At 46.9% G+C, this 13,877-nt stretch carries 8 protein-coding genes, 21 tRNA genes and 2 rRNA genes (1 of these 31 cut by a window edge); 29 read left to right on the top strand and 2 right to left on the bottom strand.

Translation table 11 applies throughout. The features are described from left to right. The 23 genes from AC3ISB_RS25100 to AC3ISB_RS24990 all read left to right on the top strand — a co-directional run. Window positions 1-1,749, top strand: a 23S ribosomal RNA gene (locus AC3ISB_RS25100); it begins 1,184 nt to the left of the window's first position. Between the two features lie 118 nt (window positions 1,750-1,867). After that, window positions 1,868-1,983 (top strand): 5S ribosomal RNA (rrf, locus tag AC3ISB_RS25095). Between the two features lie 10 nt (window positions 1,984-1,993). Then, window positions 1,994-2,069 (top strand) — tRNA-Val (locus tag AC3ISB_RS25090). Window positions 2,070-2,079: 10 nt separating this feature from the next. After that, window positions 2,080-2,155: transfer RNA gene (locus AC3ISB_RS25085), tRNA-Thr, on the top strand. Between the two features lie 20 nt (window positions 2,156-2,175). Next, a tRNA-Lys gene (locus AC3ISB_RS25080) sits at window positions 2,176-2,251 on the top strand. A gap of 8 nt (window positions 2,252-2,259) precedes the next feature. Further along, window positions 2,260-2,341, top strand: a tRNA-Leu gene (locus tag AC3ISB_RS25075). An 8-nt stretch (window positions 2,342-2,349) separates the two neighbouring features. After that, window positions 2,350-2,424, top strand: a tRNA-Gly gene (locus AC3ISB_RS25070). Window positions 2,425-2,436: 12 nt separating this feature from the next. Then, window positions 2,437-2,525: transfer RNA gene (locus AC3ISB_RS25065), tRNA-Leu, on the top strand. A 9-nt stretch (window positions 2,526-2,534) separates the two neighbouring features. Continuing rightward, window positions 2,535-2,611, top strand: a tRNA-Arg gene (locus AC3ISB_RS25060). 11 nt (window positions 2,612-2,622) lie between these two features. Continuing rightward, a tRNA-Pro gene (locus AC3ISB_RS25055) sits at window positions 2,623-2,699 on the top strand. Window positions 2,700-2,716: 17 nt separating this feature from the next. Further along, window positions 2,717-2,792: transfer RNA gene (locus AC3ISB_RS25050), tRNA-Ala, on the top strand. A gap of 28 nt (window positions 2,793-2,820) precedes the next feature. After that, window positions 2,821-2,897: transfer RNA gene (locus AC3ISB_RS25045), tRNA-Met, on the top strand. Between the two features lie 10 nt (window positions 2,898-2,907). Further along, a tRNA-Ile gene (locus tag AC3ISB_RS25040) sits at window positions 2,908-2,984 on the top strand. A gap of 21 nt (window positions 2,985-3,005) precedes the next feature. After that, window positions 3,006-3,098, top strand: a tRNA-Ser gene (locus AC3ISB_RS25035). 104 nt (window positions 3,099-3,202) lie between these two features. After that, window positions 3,203-3,276: transfer RNA gene (locus AC3ISB_RS25030), tRNA-Met, on the top strand. A 6-nt stretch (window positions 3,277-3,282) separates the two neighbouring features. After that, a tRNA-Asp gene (locus tag AC3ISB_RS25025) sits at window positions 3,283-3,358 on the top strand. Between the two features lie 23 nt (window positions 3,359-3,381). Then, window positions 3,382-3,457: transfer RNA gene (locus AC3ISB_RS25020), tRNA-Phe, on the top strand. A gap of 17 nt (window positions 3,458-3,474) precedes the next feature. Beyond that, window positions 3,475-3,550, top strand: a tRNA-His gene (locus AC3ISB_RS25015). A gap of 4 nt (window positions 3,551-3,554) precedes the next feature. Continuing rightward, window positions 3,555-3,628 (top strand) — tRNA-Gly (locus AC3ISB_RS25010). A gap of 5 nt (window positions 3,629-3,633) precedes the next feature. Next, window positions 3,634-3,710 (top strand) — tRNA-Ile (locus AC3ISB_RS25005). A gap of 10 nt (window positions 3,711-3,720) precedes the next feature. Further along, window positions 3,721-3,795: transfer RNA gene (locus AC3ISB_RS25000), tRNA-Asn, on the top strand. Window position 3,796: 1 nt separating this feature from the next. After that, window positions 3,797-3,887 (top strand) — tRNA-Ser (locus tag AC3ISB_RS24995). Between the two features lie 3 nt (window positions 3,888-3,890). Then, window positions 3,891-3,962 (top strand) — tRNA-Glu (locus tag AC3ISB_RS24990). Between the two features lie 41 nt (window positions 3,963-4,003). Here the strand turns inward: AC3ISB_RS24990 and AC3ISB_RS24985 are convergent. Together AC3ISB_RS24985 and AC3ISB_RS24980 are read right to left on the bottom strand one after the other, a co-directional pair. Continuing rightward, window positions 4,004-4,753, bottom strand: coding sequence for a TraR/DksA C4-type zinc finger protein (locus AC3ISB_RS24985; protein ID WP_489274841.1), 750 nt, complete (start codon window positions 4,751-4,753; stop codon window positions 4,004-4,006). Window positions 4,754-4,899: 146 nt separating this feature from the next. Next, entirely contained in the window at window positions 4,900-5,820 is a 921-nt protein-coding gene (locus AC3ISB_RS24980; protein WP_489274839.1) for a 1,4-dihydroxy-2-naphthoate polyprenyltransferase, read from the bottom strand. A gap of 299 nt (window positions 5,821-6,119) precedes the next feature. On the opposite strand from AC3ISB_RS24980, the gene AC3ISB_RS24975 reads away from it, so the two are divergent. The 6 genes from AC3ISB_RS24975 to menC all read left to right on the top strand — a co-directional run bounded on the left by AC3ISB_RS24975 (window position 6,120) and on the right by menC (window position 13,576). After that, window positions 6,120-7,529, top strand: a complete 1,410-nt coding sequence (locus AC3ISB_RS24975) for an isochorismate synthase (RefSeq protein WP_098369233.1) — start codon at window positions 6,120-6,122, stop codon at window positions 7,527-7,529. After that, the gene (menD, locus tag AC3ISB_RS24970) at window positions 7,522-9,273 is read left to right on the top strand and encodes a 2-succinyl-5-enolpyruvyl-6-hydroxy-3-cyclohexene-1-carboxylic-acid synthase (protein ID WP_098369234.1); all 1,752 of its coding nucleotides are present in this window, start codon (window positions 7,522-7,524) and stop codon (window positions 9,271-9,273) included. The genes AC3ISB_RS24975 and menD overlap by 8 nt, the downstream gene beginning before the upstream one ends. Beyond that, the gene (gene menH / locus AC3ISB_RS24965; protein WP_489274837.1) at window positions 9,270-10,091 is read left to right on the top strand and encodes a 2-succinyl-6-hydroxy-2,4-cyclohexadiene-1-carboxylate synthase; all 822 of its coding nucleotides are present in this window, start codon (window positions 9,270-9,272) and stop codon (window positions 10,089-10,091) included. The genes menD and menH overlap by 4 nt, the downstream gene beginning before the upstream one ends. A 7-nt stretch (window positions 10,092-10,098) precedes the next feature. Then, a complete protein-coding gene (gene menB, locus AC3ISB_RS24960) occupies window positions 10,099-10,911 on the top strand; it encodes a 1,4-dihydroxy-2-naphthoyl-CoA synthase (RefSeq protein WP_370662606.1) in 813 nt (270 codons plus the stop codon). A gap of 86 nt (window positions 10,912-10,997) precedes the next feature. Beyond that, window positions 10,998-12,476, top strand: coding sequence for an o-succinylbenzoate--CoA ligase (locus tag AC3ISB_RS24955; protein ID WP_489274835.1), 1,479 nt, complete (start codon window positions 10,998-11,000; stop codon window positions 12,474-12,476). Further along, the gene (gene menC / locus AC3ISB_RS24950; protein ID WP_141994712.1) at window positions 12,473-13,576 is read left to right on the top strand and encodes an o-succinylbenzoate synthase; all 1,104 of its coding nucleotides are present in this window, start codon (window positions 12,473-12,475) and stop codon (window positions 13,574-13,576) included. The genes AC3ISB_RS24955 and menC overlap by 4 nt, the downstream gene beginning before the upstream one ends. Window positions 13,577-13,877 lie beyond the last annotated feature (301 nt).

Genomic DNA, 13,877 nt, shown 5'->3' with positions numbered 1-13,877 from the left:
CTAAACGTATCACCGAAGCTGTGGATTGACACCATTAGGTGTCGATGGTAGGAGAGCGTTCTAAGGGCGTTGAAGTCAGACCGGAAGGACTGGTGGAGCGCTTAGAAGTGAGAATGCCGGTATGAGTAGCGAAAGAAGGGTGAGAATCCCTTCCACCGAATGCCTAAGGTTTCCTGAGGAAGGCTCGTCCGCTCAGGGTTAGTCGGGACCTAAGCCGAGGCCGAAAGGCGTAGGCGATGGACAACAGGTTGATATTCCTGTACCACCTATACATCGTTTGAATGATGGGGGGACGCAGAAGGATAGGGTAAGCGCGCTGTTGGATATGCGCGTCCAAGCAGTTAGGCCGGAAACGAGGCAAATCCCGTTTCCATTAAGGCGGAGCTGTGATGGCGAGGGAAATATAGTACCGAAGTTCCTGATTCCACGCTGCCAAGAAAAGCCTCTAGTGAGATGTAAGGTGCCCGTACCGCAAACCGACACAGGTAGGCGAGGAGAGAATCCTAAGGTGTGCGAGAGAACTCTCGTTAAGGAACTCGGCAAAATGACCCCGTAACTTCGGGAGAAGGGGTGCTTTTTAGGGTGAATAGCCCAGAAAAGCCGCAGTGAATAGGCCCAGGCGACTGTTTAGCAAAAACACAGGTCTCTGCGAAGCCGCAAGGCGAAGTATAGGGGCTGACACCTGCCCGGTGCTGGAAGGTTAAGGGGAGAGGTTAGCGCAAGCGAAGCTTTGAACCGAAGCCCCAGTAAACGGCGGCCGTAACTATAACGGTCCTAAGGTAGCGAAATTCCTTGTCGGGTAAGTTCCGACCCGCACGAAAGGTGTAACGATCTGGGCACTGTCTCAACGAGAGACTCGGTGAAATTATAGTACCTGTGAAGATGCAGGTTACCCGCGACAGGACGGAAAGACCCCGTGGAGCTTTACTGCAGCCTGATATTGAATTTTGGTACAGCTTGTACAGGATAGGTAGGAGCCTGAGAAGCCGGAGCGCTAGCTTCGGTGGAGGCGTTGGTGGGATACTACCCTGGCTGTATTGAAATTCTAACCCGCGCCCCTTATCGGGGTGGGAGACAGTGTCAGGTGGGCAGTTTGACTGGGGCGGTCGCCTCCTAAAGAGTAACGGAGGCGCCCAAAGGTTCCCTCAGAATGGTTGGAAATCATTCGTAGAGTGTAAAGGCACAAGGGAGCTTGACTGCGAGACCTACAAGTCGAGCAGGGACGAAAGTCGGGCTTAGTGATCCGGTGGTTCCGCATGGAAGGGCCATCGCTCAACGGATAAAAGCTACCCCGGGGATAACAGGCTTATCTCCCCCAAGAGTCCACATCGACGGGGAGGTTTGGCACCTCGATGTCGGCTCATCGCATCCTGGGGCTGTAGTCGGTCCCAAGGGTTGGGCTGTTCGCCCATTAAAGCGGTACGCGAGCTGGGTTCAGAACGTCGTGAGACAGTTCGGTCCCTATCCGTCGCGGGCGCAGGAAATTTGAGAGGAGCTGTCCTTAGTACGAGAGGACCGGGATGGACGCACCGCTGGTGTACCAGTTGTCTTGCCAAAGGCATAGCTGGGTAGCTACGTGCGGACGGGATAAGTGCTGAAAGCATCTAAGCATGAAGCCCCCCTCAAGATGAGATTTCCCATGGCGCAAGCTAGTAAGATCCCTGAAAGATGATCAGGTTGATAGGTCAGAGGTGGAAGCGTGGCGACATGTGGAGCTGACTGATACTAATAGATCGAGGACTTAACCAAAGCTTTAAAAAAATGAAATACCTTCTTATTATCTAGTTTTGAAGGAATGAAAATTTCTTCTTGCATTTTCTCAAAAAGACGTTATAATAATATATGTCTTGAAAAAATGTTAAAATTGTTTGGTGACGATAGCGAAGAGGTCACACCCGTTCCCATTCCGAACACGGCAGTTAAGCTCTTCAGCGCCGATGGTAGTTGGGGGTTTCCCCCTGTGAGAGTAGGACGTCGCCAAGCAGTTTCATATGGAGGATTAGCTCAGCTGGGAGAGCATCTGCCTTACAAGCAGAGGGTCGGCGGTTCGATCCCGTCATCCTCCACCATTTTACACCTGCCGGTGTAGCTCAACTGGTAGAGCAACTGACTTGTAATCAGTAGGTTGGGGGTTCAAGTCCTCTTGCCGGCACCATTTTAAGATAGTACAAGCACGAGCCATTAGCTCAGTTGGTAGAGCATCTGACTTTTAATCAGAGGGTCGAAGGTTCGAATCCTTCATGGCTCACCATTTTATATGCGGGTGTGGCGGAATTGGCAGACGCACCAGACTTAGGATCTGGCGCCGCAAGGCGTGGGGGTTCAAGTCCCTTCACCCGCATCTTTCATGCGGAAGTAGTTCAGTGGTAGAATACAACCTTGCCAAGGTTGGGGTCGCGGGTTCGAATCCCGTCTTCCGCTCCACTTTTCGTATGTGCCGGGGTGGCGGAACTGGCAGACGCACAGGACTTAAAATCCTGCGGTAGGTGACTACCGTACCGGTTCGATTCCGGTCCTCGGCACCATCATAATATGCGCCCGTAGCTCAATTGGATAGAGCATCTGACTACGAATCAGAAGGTTGTAGGTTCGACTCCCGCCGGGCGCACCATGTTTTTATTGCGGGAAGTAGCTCAGCTTGGTAGAGCACTTGGTTTGGGACCAAGGGGTCGCAGGTTCGAATCCTGTCTTCCCGACCACGTGATTTTTAATGAATGGGGCCTTAGCTCAGCTGGGAGAGCGCCTGCCTTGCACGCAGGAGGTCAGCGGTTCGATCCCGCTAGGCTCCACCATTTTTCAATCAGATACTTATATTATATTGGCGGTGTAGCTCAGCTGGCTAGAGCGTACGGTTCATACCCGTGAGGTCGGGGGTTCGATCCCCTCCGCCGCTACCAATAAATATAAGGACCTTTAGCTCAGCTGGTTAGAGCAGACGGCTCATAACCGTCCGGTCGTAGGTTCGAGTCCTACAAGGTCCACCATATTCACTTTTCAAAAGCCATGGAGGTATACCCAAGTTCGGCTGAAGGGATCGGTCTTGAAAACCGACAGGGGAGTCAAATCCCGCGGGGGTTCGAATCCCTCTACCTCCTCCATTTTTTCAAAAAAGCAACAAGTTGTTTTGAAACACCCTTACATAATGGATGTGGACAAAACGATATACACGAAAACTTGATGCAAATCGTTTCATTATTACCGTCGCGGGGTGGAGCAGTCCGGTAGCTCGTCGGGCTCATAACCCGAAGGTCGCAGGTTCAAATCCTGTCCCCGCAATTATTAGGTCCCGTGGTGTAGCGGTTAACATGCCTGCCTGTCACGCAGGAGATCGCGGGTTCGATTCCCGTCGGGACCGCCATTCTTTAAATTTGATACATATGTGGCTCAGTAGCTCAGTCGGTAGAGCAAAGGACTGAAAATCCTTGTGTCGGCGGTTCGATTCCGTCCTGAGCCACCATATTTCAAAAAATTACGGCGATTGTGGCGAAGTGGTTAACGCACCTGATTGTGGTTCAGGCATTCGTGGGTTCGATTCCCATCAGTCGCCCCATTTCGCGGGTGTAGTTTAGTGGTAAAACCTCAGCCTTCCAAGCTGATGATGAGGGTTCGATTCCCTTCACCCGCTCCAAATATGGGCCTATAGCTCAGCTGGTTAGAGCGCACGCCTGATAAGCGTGAGGTCGATGGTTCGAGTCCATTTAGGCCCACCATATTCATTGTTCCGCAGTAGCTCAGTGGTAGAGCATTCGGCTGTTAACCGAACGGTCGTAGGTTCGAGTCCTACCTGCGGAGCCATGGGGAAGTACTCAAGAGGCTGAAGAGGCGCCCCTGCTAAGGGTGTAGGTCGCGCGAGCGGCGCGAGGGTTCAAATCCCTCCTTCTCCGCCAGTTGGCCCGTTGGTCAAGCGGTTAAGACACCGCCCTTTCACGGCGGTAACACGGGTTCGAATCCCGTACGGGTCATAACAAAAAAGGAAGCATACATTCATGTATGCTTCTTTTTTTCATTTCTTTTCATTGATATAACTATCTTTTTGTTTATAGGGAATGTCTCCAAGATTGGATTCTATATTTTCTTCTTCAAGTGTATCTTCATATTCCTTTTGCTTTTTGTTCGTTATATTCACTCTATTTTTTCCTTCGATATTATTTGCGGCAAATCCTTCATAGTCTTCAGGAAACCCGTTCGTTTCATCCTCGGTTTTATAAAGGTCATTATAATTATCATGATCTCCTGTGTAATCGGATGGTGTTTCGGATGTACCGAATTTGGCAACTTCACCAAAGCTATCTTCTTTATCCACCATTTTGATTCCATGACGATTTTCAAAATGATCACCCTTGGATGGAATCAGTATTTCCTCTTCCACAGGCCGGTCTTGTGAAAGTGGCCGTTCTGGGGCGTGCTCGACACAGTAGAGGGTGCTTGGGATCGCTTCAAGCCTCTCGATGGGGATTTCCCTATTGCAGGTTTTACAATGGCCATACGAACCTTCCTCCATGGCTTTCAAAGCTTCATCGATTTTCTCCATTTCGGATTGTGCATGCTCATCGAGTGCTTGATTCCGTTCCATCTCGAATAGTTCGGTTCCTAGGTCAGCAGGATGATTATCATAGGCTGATAATTCCCCTACGGATTCGGTCTGGCTTTTCTCCAGAACGGATTGTTCATCATTTTGAATTCTATTACTTAGCTCATTTTTTTCTTGAAGCAGTTCTTTTTGAAATTTTTGCGTTTGTTGTTTCGTTGCCATATCGGATTCACTCCTTCTAAAGTCTAAATCTCATTTTATAATGGTAGGATGGTTGTATTATCTATTACCCGAATCGGGGTATAGGAAAACAATATGGAACGGATGATAGAAAAAAAGGACTGAGCGATGAGCTCAGTCCTCGGAGATTATATAAGATAGCTGATGAATAATCCAATGGCCATGAGTAAGCCAAAGAAGGTGTTCGTTTGTGCCGTGGCTTTCATTGCTGGCACCATCGTGATCGGCTGCGTTTTACCTACGAAGCCTTTGATTGCGGCCAGGGCTTTCGGGATGCTTAGGAAGGCAAGGAGGATCCACGCCGTTACGCTTCCGGTAAGGACTAGCCCAACTAGCCATAGATAAGAGAAGGCGAACATGATTGCCATGAATGTCAAGGCGTTTTTCCGACCCATGACTACCGGCATCGTTTTGCGGCCATGTGCCTTATCTCCGTCATGGTCACGTAGGTTATTGGATAAGTTGATCAATCCGACCAATATTCCACTTGGAATGGCAATTAAGATAGCTGTTGAAGAAACATCACCGGTTTGAATGAAAAAGGCGATCAGGATTATCAAAAAGCCCATGAACAATCCAGAAAAAAGTTCCCCGAATGGTGTATATGAAATGGGCAGGGGGCCGCCTGTATAAAGATAGCCGACAAGCATGCAAACCAGTCCTACTGCAGCAAGCCACCAAGATGATGCGGCACAGATATAGATTCCAACTATCAAGGCGATGGCATACATGCCAAGGGCCAAGTTCATGATTAGTTTGGGGGTCATCCCATGACGGACGATCCCGCCGCCAATGCCTACGGATTCCTCCGTATCCAAGCCTCTCTTGAAATCATAGTATTCATTGAATAAATTGGTTGCAGCTTGAATCAGGATACTTGCAATCATCATGGCAGCGAATAATAACCAATTCACTCCATCTTCCAAAAGTGCAATAACAGTTCCAAGTAAGACTGGGACAAAAGCTGCGGTTAGTGTATGTGGACGAATTAACTCCCACCAAATCTTCCAGGTCCGTTTAAGGGGAAGTCCGTCGTATTCTGTTTGCATTATTTCTCTCCTCAAAATCATTATTGGTTCTCTCGAAATTATAACAAATATTGAAATGTTGCACAAAAGGTAATCCTAATAAATACAGGAAAAGTGGGCAAGGGTGATATTTGGAATTCATGGATGGGGCATTTCCAGAATCAAGGATATTTCTCTACATTCGCTAAGATTCATATAATAAGGAAAAAAGCAGGAAAGAATCGTTTGGTAAAGGGGCGTTTTATTGACATGAGGTTCAAGGGAGGTGTATCTTTAAATAGGTTAAAAAGCTTTTAAAATGTACATTTGGGGGGATTTTTTTGGCTATCTCAGAGGAAACTGAACAGTTTCAGGGACTGGCTTCAGCTATACAAAAGGCGAAGGACTTGAATGATCAAGTTCTATTCAGTCATATTAAGAAAGTTAATTGCAACAACCCCCTTTCATTTTATCAAGCTGGAAGAGAACGGTACGCGGGTGAGCGCTTTTTCTGGGAGGACCCTGCAAAGGAAATAACCATCACCGGTTTAGGCAATGTTAAGAAACTCAAAGCGGCATCGAATGCCGAACGTTATAGAGAAGTCGAAAAGAGCTGGATCAAACTGCAGAATACTGCTGTCAAAACAGGAGTGACCGATGTAGAAGCGACAGGTCCTATACTGTTTGGGGGCTTTTCTTTTGATTATGAAACTAACAGTACACTCCTGTGGAATCAGTTCGGGGACAACCTGTTTTATATACCTGCCTTCATGCTGTCAATAGTGGGGAATCAAGCTTACTTAACGACAAACTTACTTTGTTCGCCTGATGATTCAGAAAAACTCTTCATAGATATGATAAATGAACGGGAAGCTTTCCTTTTCGAAAGCTTGGATGGCAATGGATCGGGTGCAAATTCCCTTGTTATGCAGAGGGAAGTCGAACCTGAGAAATGGAAGCGGACGGTCGAAGAGGCTGTTCAGGAAATCAAGACGACAGATCTCGACAAGATCGTTTTGGCAAGGGAGCTTAGACTTGGTTTTGAACGTTCCATCGATTCAGGGAAAGTGCTTGAACAATTGATTGCTGAGCAGCCATTAAGCTATATTTTCAGTTTGGAGGCTGGCGGTGACTGTTTTGTAGGTGCCACCCCTGAACGTTTAATTAAGAAACAGGGAAATGAAGTTTTTTCAACATGTCTTGCCGGATCGATGGGGCGAGGGAAAGATGAGCAGGAAGATGTTTGTCTTGGTGAAGAATTGCTGCATGACCAAAAGAATTTACAAGAACATCAATATGTCGTGTCGATGATATCCAATGCTTTTGATTCTGTATGCGAAAAAGTGATGGTTCCTGCCGAACCGACACTTATGAAAAACCGTCATATCCAGCATTTGTACACACCGGTCCGTGGTATATCCAAGGAAGGTGTCACGATTTTTGAATTCGTCGAGAACCTCCATCCTACACCTGCTATGGGCGGACTTCCAAAAGAAAAGGCCGTTGTCCGGATTCGGGAAATGGAAGATCTTGAACGCGGCTTTTATGCGGGTCCTTTAGGTTGGGTGGATACGTATGGAAACGGGGAATTCGCTGTAGGGATACGTTCTGCCCTAATACAGAACAATGAGGCATCCCTCTTTGCCGGATGCGGGGTAGTTGAAGATTCGACTCCCGAAAGTGAATTCCGCGAAACAGGGATTAAATTCAATCCGATGTTAAGTGCTTTAGGAGGAAATCTTAATGAATGACCGAGATGCATTGACAGCGTATGCTGCTTCATTCGTCGATGAGCTGGCACAAAATGAGGTGAAGCATGTGGTGGTGAGCCCAGGTTCACGATCCACGCCCATAGCTTTGTTGCTAGTGGAACATCCTGATATCGAAATTCATATTAATGTGGATGAGCGTTCGGCTGCTTTTTTTGCCCTTGGTTTGGCTAAGGCCTTAAAAGAACCTGTTGGACTTCTTTGTACGTCCGGTACAGCCGCAGCAAACTATTACCCGGCCGTCATTGAGGCTTTCTATTCAAGAGTGCCGCTTATTGTACTTACCGCTGACCGACCGCATGAATTGCGTGATGTCGGAGCCCCGCAGGCGATCGATCAGATACATCTTTACGGGAGACATGTAAAATGGTTTGTCGAAATGGCACTTCCTGAAAGCACGGATGGGATGATGCGGTATGCCAGAACGGTCGGTGCAAGAGCAGTGGCTACAGCGGCAGCTGGACCTGCAGGGCCTGTACATTTGAATTTCCCGCTTCGTGAACCATTGATTCCGGATCTTGAGAAAGCAAAGGAGTACAGACAAAATAAAATGACGCCTGCAGTGTTGATTGACAGTGGAGAACGGTCACTGTCCGCATCACAAATAGAAGCTGTGGCAACTACATTGTCACAAGCTAAGCAAGGTATGATCGTATGTGGCGAATTACCGCATCCAGAGATGAAGGAGGCCATCGTCGCATTAGCGGAAAAACTTGCTTTTCCTATACTGGCTGATCCCCTTTCACAGTTAAGGAGCGGAAGTCACGACAAAGCTGTCATAATTGATGCGTACGATACGTTTCTACGCGATGAAACGGCTACAGCGGCTTTCAGGCCGGAAGTGATCTTGCGTTTCGGGGCAATGCCTGTTTCTAAACCCTTATTGTTATTCATGAAAAAACAAAAACAGGCAATCACTTTGGTCGTCGATGGCGGAGCAGGCTGGCGTGAACCAGCCGGATTGGCAACGAATATGATTTACAGCGAAGAGAAAGATTTTTGTTTAAAAATTGCTGATAAAATTATTGCTTCCCCCGATGATGAATGGCTTCGCTTATGGCAGACCGTCAACGGAGCGACGAAGGATGCCCTGGCCTCCGTCAGGGATGAATCGGAGTTAAGTGAAGGCAAGCTGTTCGCCCTGCTTGCTGATATGATGCCATTGGAATCGACGCTGTTTGTCGGGAATAGCATGCCCATACGTGATTTGGATACTTTCTTTTTGAATAATGGAAAAGGAATCAAAACTATGGCAAATCGCGGTGCGAATGGAATCGATGGTGTCGTTTCAACTGCTCTTGGCGTAAGCACGGTATCGGAAAATACAGTGCTGGCAATCGGGGATTTAAGCTTTTTCCATGATATGAATGGCTTGCTTGCGGCAAAACTTCAAAAACAAAATATCACGATATTGCTGATTAATAATGATGGCGGCGGCATATTCTCCTTCTTGCCGCAGGCGAATGAGAGGGAACATTTCGAAACGCTATTCGGCACGCCTCATGGGCTTGATTTTTCCCATACTTCCCAGCTTTATGGCGGTAAATACAACAAGGTGCAAAGTTGGGATGAGTTTGAGAAGGTATTTACGGAGTCATTCGAAATGAAAGGTCTTAAAATCATCGAAGTACCGACAGAAAGAGAGTCCAATTTACAAAAGCATCGAAATTTGTGGAGCTTTGTTTCCCAGGAAATAAAAATGGTGTTAGACAGGGAAATATCATGAATATTGTCAGCAAGGATGTCAATTATGCTGTTGAAATAACGGGAAATGGAGATCCTCTTGTACTTTTACATGGATTTACGGGAAATCGGGATACATGGAAATTCCTCATTCCGCTACTGAGTGACAGGTATACCATGATAATGGTCGACATCATCGGTCATGGCATGTCTGCGTCACCAGCCGATCATCGAAGGTATGAGATGGAGCGTGTGGCTGAGGATATCAAGTATATTTTGGATGTGTTACATTTCCCGAAAGCCCATATCCTTGGATACTCGATGGGCGGAAGGCTCGGATTGGGATTTGCCTGTTTGTATCCTGAGTATGTTGATACACTGATATTGGAGAGCGCTTCACCAGGCCTATTAACAGAAGAGGAACGGGAAATCCGAAGGGAAAATGATAGGAAGCTTGCCGAACGGATTCATGTAAATGGCATGGAAGCGTTTGTGGATCGATGGGAAAACATCCCGCTATTTGAAAGTCAAAAACGGTTGTCGGCCAAAACCAGGTCGGTCATTCGGGAGCAGCGGTTGGCAAATGACCCTGCCGGCCTTTCCAATAGCCTTCTTGGTATGGGGACAGGCAGTCAGGCTTCATACTGGGAACAACTGCAAACTCTTGATTTCCCTGTGCTTCTTGTAACCGGTGAACTCGACCGTAAGTTTTGTGACATTGCGGACTCAATGAAGAGAAAGCTGAAGCGGGCTGAATGGAAAATAATAAATGATGCGGGACATGCGATTCATGTGGAAGTTGGAGAAAAGTTTGGTAAAATAATAAGTGAGTTTTTAAAGCGAAATAAAAGGAGGAATTAAGGTGACGATACAATGGGAAACAATACGTGAGTATGATGAAATTTTGTATGAAAAATATAACGGGATAGCAAAAGTGTCCATCAACCGACCACATGTACATAATGCATTCACTCCAAAAACGACAGCTGAAATGATTGATGCATTCGCAAGGGCGCGTGATGATTCAAGCATTGGTGTCATTATTTTAACGGGTGTAGGCGGCAAAGCATTCTGTTCAGGCGGAGATCAAAAAGTACGCGGAAATGGCGGATATGTAGGTGAAGATAACATTCCGCGTCTAAATGTTCTTGATTTGCAACGTTTGATTCGCGTAATTCCAAAACCGGTCGTAGCCATGGTTGCAGGATATGCAATTGGTGGCGGTAATGTCTTGAACGTGGTATGTGACTTGACGATTGCTGCTGACAATGCAATTTTCGGACAAACTGGACCGAATGTGGGAAGCTTTGATGCTGGTTATGGTTCTGGCTACCTTGCACGTATCGTGGGTCATAAAAAGGCGCGCGAAATCTGGTACCTATGCCGTCAATACAATGCACAAGAAGCATTGGATATGGGATTGGTCAACACGGTTGTACCTTTGGACGAATTGGAAACGGAAACGGTTAAATGGTGTGAAGAAATGCTTGAGAAGAGCCCGACTGCACTTCGTTTCTTGAAAGCGGCAATGAACGCTGATACGGATGGCCTTGCAGGTCTTCAACAATTGGCTGGTGACGCTACACTTTTATACTATACAACAGAAGAAGCAAAAGAAGGCCGCGATGCATTCAAAGAAAAACGCACTCCGGACTTTGGGCAATTCCCTCGTTTCCCTTAATGAAACGCGTGAATCGATGAGACTGACAGCTTGGCGGAAAATCGCCGGGCTGTTTTCTATATCAAAATGGAAGAGGGTAAGCAGCAATGGCAGAAGAAAAGTTGCCGAACTGGCTGAAAAATCGGGCGCATCTTTCACCGGATCGCCCGGCAATTGAGTTTGAAGGTCATACGTATAGCTTTCTTGAACTGCATACATTATCGGAGAAAATGGCTGGTAAGCTGGCAAGCATTGGTTTGGGCGCTGGCGATTCATGTGCGGTTTTGCTCCGTAACCATATTGATGGTGTTGTCGTTATCCATGCATTACTTTATCTCGGTGTGAAGATTGTGATGCTGAATAATAAGCTAACGGCAAAAGAGCTGTCCTGGCAGATCGGGGATAGTGAAACTGCCTTTTTGGTTTCAGAAGGCTCCTTCTCCGGCAAACTCTCTGATATTGGTGAGATTCTCCCCGAATTGAACCTTCATTTAATGGAAGAATTGCCGGATGGCACTGCTGAGATACTTCAAGAGTTTTACCTTGAGGATACCGCGACGATCATGTATACATCAGGTACGACAGGAAATCCCAAAGGGGTGATCCAAACATTCGGCAACCATTGGTGGAGTGCCGTCGGGTCTGTTCTGAACCTTGGATTGCATGAGGAGGATTCGTGGTATTGTGCGGTTCCCATCTTTCATATTAGCGGTTTATCCATCCTGATGAAAAATGTGATTTATGGCATGAAAGTCGTTTTGGCAGAACGTTTCGATGAAAGGGAGGCAAACCGGAGCATCCAGGAAAATGGCGTGACGATCATTTCGGTCGTGACGGCGATGCTGAATAGGATGGTGCAGGATATGAAGGGAACAAGCTATCCGGAAACCTTTCGCTGTTTCCTGTTGGGCGGCGGCCCTGCACCCGTCCATTTACTTGAGGTATGTAAGGAGAAAGGGATTCCCGTCTATCAATCATATGGGATGACCGAAACGTCTTCACAGATTGTGACACTGGCACCGGAGTATAGCATGACAAAAATCGGCTCGGCGGGAAAACCTTTGTTTCCTTCGCAGTTACGGATAGAGAAAGACGGAACTATGTGTGAACCGGGTGCAGTGGGCGAAATCGTGGTTTCAGGTCCGAATGTGACGAAAGGCTATTTTAATCGGGTGGACGCTACACAGCAGGCCATCACCGATGGATGGCTTTATACTGGGGACCTTGGTTATCTCGATGAGGAAGGCTTTTTATATGTGCTTGACCGACGCTCGGATTTAATCATTTCCGGCGGTGAAAATGTCTACCCGGCCGAGATTGAAAATGTCCTTAGTAAGCACCCTGATGTTTTCGAAGCGGGAGTGACGGGGACTGACGATGAAAAATGGGGACAGGTCCCACTTGCCTTTGTCGTCTTGCATCAAGGTACAGAGCTTGATGAGAGCGAACTGCTGGAATATTGCAGGGGATATTTGGCATCTTATAAAATTCCCCGGAACGTGATTTTTTGTAAGGAGCTTCCCCGGAATGGCGCAAGCAAGCTTTTGAGACGGGAACTGAAGAAGGAAATGGGGGAAGGGAAATGAAGTTATCCTCCATTTCCCTTAAGCTCATTAAGGCGCCTTTAAAGCGGTCATTCAAGACGCATCTCGAAACGGTAAGCGATCGGGAAGTGATAATTGTCGAAGCCATGGATGAAGACGGATTGATTGGATACGGGGAAGCTGTCCCTTTTACAAGTCCTTGGTATACCGAGGAAACGATCAAGACATGCTTTCATATGTTGGATGACTTCTTAATCCCGCTAACATTGGCCGGTCAGATCATGCATCCTGATGAGCTCCCGAACCTATGGAGCGGAATCAGACGGAATGCGATGGCGAAGTCAGCTTTAGAGCAGGCAATCCTCGATTTATATGCGAAGCAGAAGGGAGTCTATCTCGGACGGCTGTTTGGCGGCGAACGAAGTGAAGTGGCCGCTGGTGTAGTCGTTGCATCCAATGATATAGAAGACGCGATTCTTCAAATCGAGGATTTTTCCGGATCTGGTTATCAGCGTTATAAAATAAAAATCAATCCAGAAAATGATCTTGAGTTTTTAGGGGAAATACGTCGGGCCTATCCTGATATCCCGTTAATGGCAGATGCCAATTCAGCGTACAGTCTTGATGACATCCCACATCTTCAGAAGCTTGATGTGTTTAAGCTGATGATGATTGAGCAGCCGCTGGGACATGACGACATCGTGGAACATTCATTTTTGCAGAAACAGCTGCAGACACCCATTTGCCTTGATGAAAGCATAAATTCATTTCATGATGCCAAAAGTGCGCTGTCGCTCCAGAGCTGTGGGGTGATCAATATTAAGATGGCTAAAGTCGGCGGCTGGATGGAGGCTGTAAGAATCCATGATCTATGCCTGGGTAATGGTGTACCCGTTTGGTGCGGCGGTATGATTGAATTTGGCATATCACGTGCACATAATATCGCACTTGCCACATTAAAAGGGTTCACGATTCCCGGTGATATATCATCTTCATCTCGTTATTGGGAAGAGGATATAATCGATCCCGAAGTCATTGTTGAAAATGGCATGATCCAAGTTCCCGATAAAGCTGGAATCGGTTTTGCCATCAATGAAAAGCGGTTAAAGGAATTGACTACATATAGTAAACTGTACAAGTGAAAACATCAAAAGAGGTGCATTACCGCCTCTTTTGATCAAATATTGATAATCCTCCTTTTTACCTCCCACGGTCTATGTAACTCACCCATTTAGTATTTTTTGGACAGGAATCCCACCCTTTTGGTAAATGATTTTAATAGATAAATAACAAATATCAGTTTGAGGTTTCGATTGGCATTCCGGCTAGCCTAGGCTCTGCTGGATGCTTGTGGCGAGGCAGGCAGTCGGTCGCAACCCTAAAGATTTTAGAAAATTCATTTAAATGGCCGGATAAACCATATTTTTTTTCGGAAAATGGGGT

Source organism: Peribacillus sp. GL_122 (genome assembly GCF_057835005.1).
Note: the sequence above shows the minus strand (reverse complement) of the source record. Positions and strands in the feature narration are given on the sequence as shown.